This is a genomic window from Actinoplanes sp. NPDC051633 (assembly GCF_040681735.1).
GTDB lineage: Bacteria > Actinomycetota > Actinomycetes > Mycobacteriales > Micromonosporaceae > Actinoplanes.
The window spans coordinates 1-3,237 of sequence record NZ_JBFAZH010000907.1; the positions used below are offsets into that span (position 1 = coordinate 1).

Consider the following 3,237-nt stretch of genomic DNA (forward strand, 5'->3'; position numbering starts at 1 on the left):
CGACCTCCAAGGTGCTGGCGGCCGCGCTCGGCACGCTCAACGCCGACCTGGTGATCTGCGGTGCGGAGTCCACCGACGGCCGGGTGCAGGTGATGCCGCACATGCTGGCCGAGCGGCTGGGGGTGGCGGCGCTCACCGGCGCCCGCAAGCTGACCGTGGACGGTTCGCAGCTGACCGCGGAGCGGCAGACCGATGAGGGGTACGAAGTGGTCACGGCCGCCACCCCCGCGGTGGTGAGCGTGTGGGACACGATCAACGAGCCGCGCTACCCGTCGTTCAAGGGCATCATGGCGGCGAAGAAGAAGCCGGTGCAGACCCTCTCGCTGAGCGACCTGGGCGTCGCCGCGGAGGAGGTCGGCTTCGCCGGCGCCACGTCCGAAGTGGTCTCCGCGACCAAGCGCCCGCCGCGGTCCGCGGGCACCAAGGTCATCGACGAGGGCGACGGCGGCACCAAGCTCGTCGAGTTCCTCGCGTCCGAGAAGTTCGTCTGAGCGGGGGTTGGGACAGTCATGGCTGAAGTTCTGGTCGTCGTCGAGGCCTCGCAGGCTGCCGGCGTCAAGAAGGTCACGCTCGAGATGCTGACCATCGCCCGCGAGCTGGGCCCGGTGTCGGCGGTGGTGTTCGGCGGCTCCGGCGCGGCCGACGCGTTGTCGGCGAAGCTGGGCGAGTTCGGCGCGGAGAAGATCTACGCCGCCGAGGGCGAGGACATCGACGGTTACCTGGTCGCGCCGAAGGCGACGGTGCTGGCCGAGCTGGTCAAGCGCGTCGAGCCGGCCGCGGTGCTGCTCGGCTCGACCCAGGAGGGCAAGGAGATCGCCGGCCGGCTGGCGGTGAAGCTGGACAACGGCCTGCTCATCGACGCGGTCGAGCTGACCGCGGACGGCACGGCGACGCAGGTGGTGTTCGCCGGGTCGACGATCGTCAAGTCCAAGGTCACCAAGGGCGTGCCGATCGTGACGATCCGGCCGAACTCGGTGACCCCCGCAGCGCAGGCCGCCACGCCGCAGGTCGAGCAGCTGTCGGTCGCCGTGAACGACACGGACAAGCTGACCAAGGTGGTCGAGCGGGTGGCCGAGCAGAAGGGTTCGCGCCCGGAGCTGACCGAGGCGTCCATCGTGGTCTCCGGCGGCCGCGGCGTGGGCAACGCGGACAACTTCAAGCTGGTCGAGGGTCTGGCCGACCTGCTCGGCGGCGCGGTCGGCGCGTCCCGCGCGGCGGTCGACTCCGGCTACTACCCGCACCAGTTCCAGGTCGGGCAGACCGGCAAGACGGTGTCCCCGCAGCTCTACGTGGCGCTGGGCATCTCCGGGGCGATCCAGCACCGGGCCGGCATGCAGACCAGCAAGACCATCGTCGCGGTCAACAAGGACGCCGAGGCGCCGATCTTCGAGCTGGCCGACTTCGGCGTGGTGGGCGACCTGTTCAAGATCGTCCCGCAGGCCGACGAGGAGATCAGGAAGCGTAAGTAGGAAGATCTGGGAATCGGCCCGGCCGGTCAGGCCGGGCCGTTCTCATCGCGATTTCCACGCTGTCGCCCGGCGGGCGCGCTCGACGGCGCCGGGCAGGGCGGCCAGCAGCGCGTCCACATCGGCCTCCGTGGAGGTGTGGCCGAGGGTGAAGCGCAGGGACGATCGGGCTCGGTCGTCGTCCGCGCCCATCGCGATCAGCACGTGCGACGGCTGGGCCACGCCCGCCGAGCAGGCCGAACCGGTCGAGCAGGCGATGCCCTTGGCGTCCAGCAGCAACAGCAGGGCGTCGCCCTCGCAGCCGGGGAAGCTGAAGTGGGCGTTGCCGGGGAGGCGGTTCGCGGGATCGCCGTTCTGGACCGCGTCCGGGATCACGTCGCGGACCCGGGTCACCAGCTCGTCCCGCAGCGCCCCGATCCGCGTCGCGTACTCCTCCTGGGTCTTGACCGCGGCCTCGACCGCCACCGCGAACGCGACCACTCCCGGGGTGTCCAGCGTGCCGGAGCGCACGTCGCGCTCCTGGCCGCCGCCGTGCAGCAGCGGCGTGCAGGCGACGTCACGGCCGAGCAGCAGCGCGCCGACCCCGACCGGGCCGCCCAGCTTGTGCCCGGTGACCGTGAGGGCGGCCGCGCCCGAGGCCCCGAAGTCGACCGGGACCTGACCGACCGCCTGCACCGCGTCGGTGTGGAACGGGACACCGGCCGCCGCCGCGAGCGCGGCCAGCTCGGCGATCGGCTGGATGGTGCCGACCTCGTTGTTGGCCCACTGGACGCTGACCACGGCGACGTCGTCGCCCAGCTCGAGTGACGACGGATCGACGCGGCCGGCCGAATCCACCGGAAGCCAGGTCGCCTGGGCGCCCTCGTGCGCACCGAGCCAGTCGACCGCGTCCATCACCGCGTGGTGCTCGACCGCCGACGCGATCACCCGGGATCGGCCGGTGGCGTCCCGTTGCGCCCAGAACAGGCCCTTGGTGGCCAGGTTGTCGCTCTCGGTGCCGCCACTGGTGAAGATCACCTCGGACGGACGAGCGCCCAGCACGGCGGCGATCCGCTCGCGCGACTCCTCGACCAGGCGACGCGCGCCGCGACCGGCGGCGTGCAGGGACGACGCATTGCCGACCTGCCGGGCCGCCGCGACGTAAGCGTCGAGCGCCTCGGGGAGCATCGGAGTGGTCGCGGCGTGATCCAGGTAGGCCATCAACACAACAGCTTATGCCTAGCCACGCCCGAACCGCCCGTGTGCGTCATGGCCGTCACTACCCCCACGACGATGGCCTGGTCAGGTCGGTGCAATGGTCGGTTGCCCGTTGGTCCGCCACGGACCGGCGCTCAGCCGGGCCGGGCGGTGATCACGACGTTGTCGCGGTAGTGGCCGGATTTCGCGTCGAACGGGCCGCCGCAGGTGATCAGGGTGAGACGCGTCTTGCCGTCCCGGGCGAAATAGCGGTCCAGCGGAATCTTGGTCTTGGTGAACCGCTCCCGGGCCACCACCTCGAACTCCCGCTTCGCCCCGTCCTCGCCGGTCAGCACGATCGGATCGCCGGGGGCCAGCGACCCGAGCGCGAAGAAGGCGCCCTTGCCCTGCGTGGCGCTGTCCACGTGACCGGCGATGACGATCGAGCCGCTCTCCGCCGCGAAGTCCGGGCCGTAGCGGTACCAGCCGACCCGGTCGATGCTCGGCGGCACCGCGAAGTCACCCTTGTCGTCCACGCCGACCGGGACGACCGTCGCGTCCAGCTTCAGCTTCGGCACGCGCAGCCCGGTCGGGG

At 71.5% G+C, this 3,237-nt stretch carries 4 protein-coding genes; 2 read left to right on the top strand and 2 right to left on the bottom strand.

Going from position 1 to position 3,237, the window contains the following annotated elements; all coding sequences use genetic code 11:
- Both AB0M20_RS34275 and AB0M20_RS34280 read left to right on the top strand, forming a co-directional pair.
- Positions 1-491: electron transfer flavoprotein subunit beta/FixA family protein (locus tag AB0M20_RS34275; protein WP_364304501.1), on the top strand; the 491-nt coding region annotated here is incomplete at its 5' end.
- An 18-nt stretch (positions 492-509) separates the two neighbouring features.
- On the top strand, positions 510-1,469 hold the full coding sequence (locus tag AB0M20_RS34280) for an electron transfer flavoprotein subunit alpha/FixB family protein (RefSeq protein WP_364304502.1): 960 nt from the start codon (positions 510-512) through the stop codon (positions 1,467-1,469).
- A 42-nt stretch (positions 1,470-1,511) separates the two neighbouring features.
- Here AB0M20_RS34280 and AB0M20_RS34285 read toward each other — a convergent pair whose 3' ends face one another.
- Positions 1,512-2,666 (bottom strand): cysteine desulfurase family protein, encoded by a 1,155-nt coding sequence (locus AB0M20_RS34285; protein ID WP_364304503.1) that lies wholly within the window; start codon positions 2,664-2,666, stop codon positions 1,512-1,514.
- Positions 2,667-2,797: 131 nt separating this feature from the next.
- The coding region (locus tag AB0M20_RS34290; RefSeq protein ID WP_364304504.1) for a class F sortase at positions 2,798-3,237 on the bottom strand (440 nt) is incomplete at its 5' end.

Bases quoted from the DNA above. Each gene is read 5' to 3' on its own strand.
- AB0M20_RS34280 (WP_364304502.1), top strand. From the start codon at position 510: ATGGCTGAAGTTCTGGTCGTCGTCGAGGCCTCGCAGGCTGCCGGCGTC.
- AB0M20_RS34285 (WP_364304503.1), bottom strand. From the start codon at position 2,666: ATGGCCTACCTGGATCACGCCGCGACCACTCCGATGCTCCCCGAGGCG.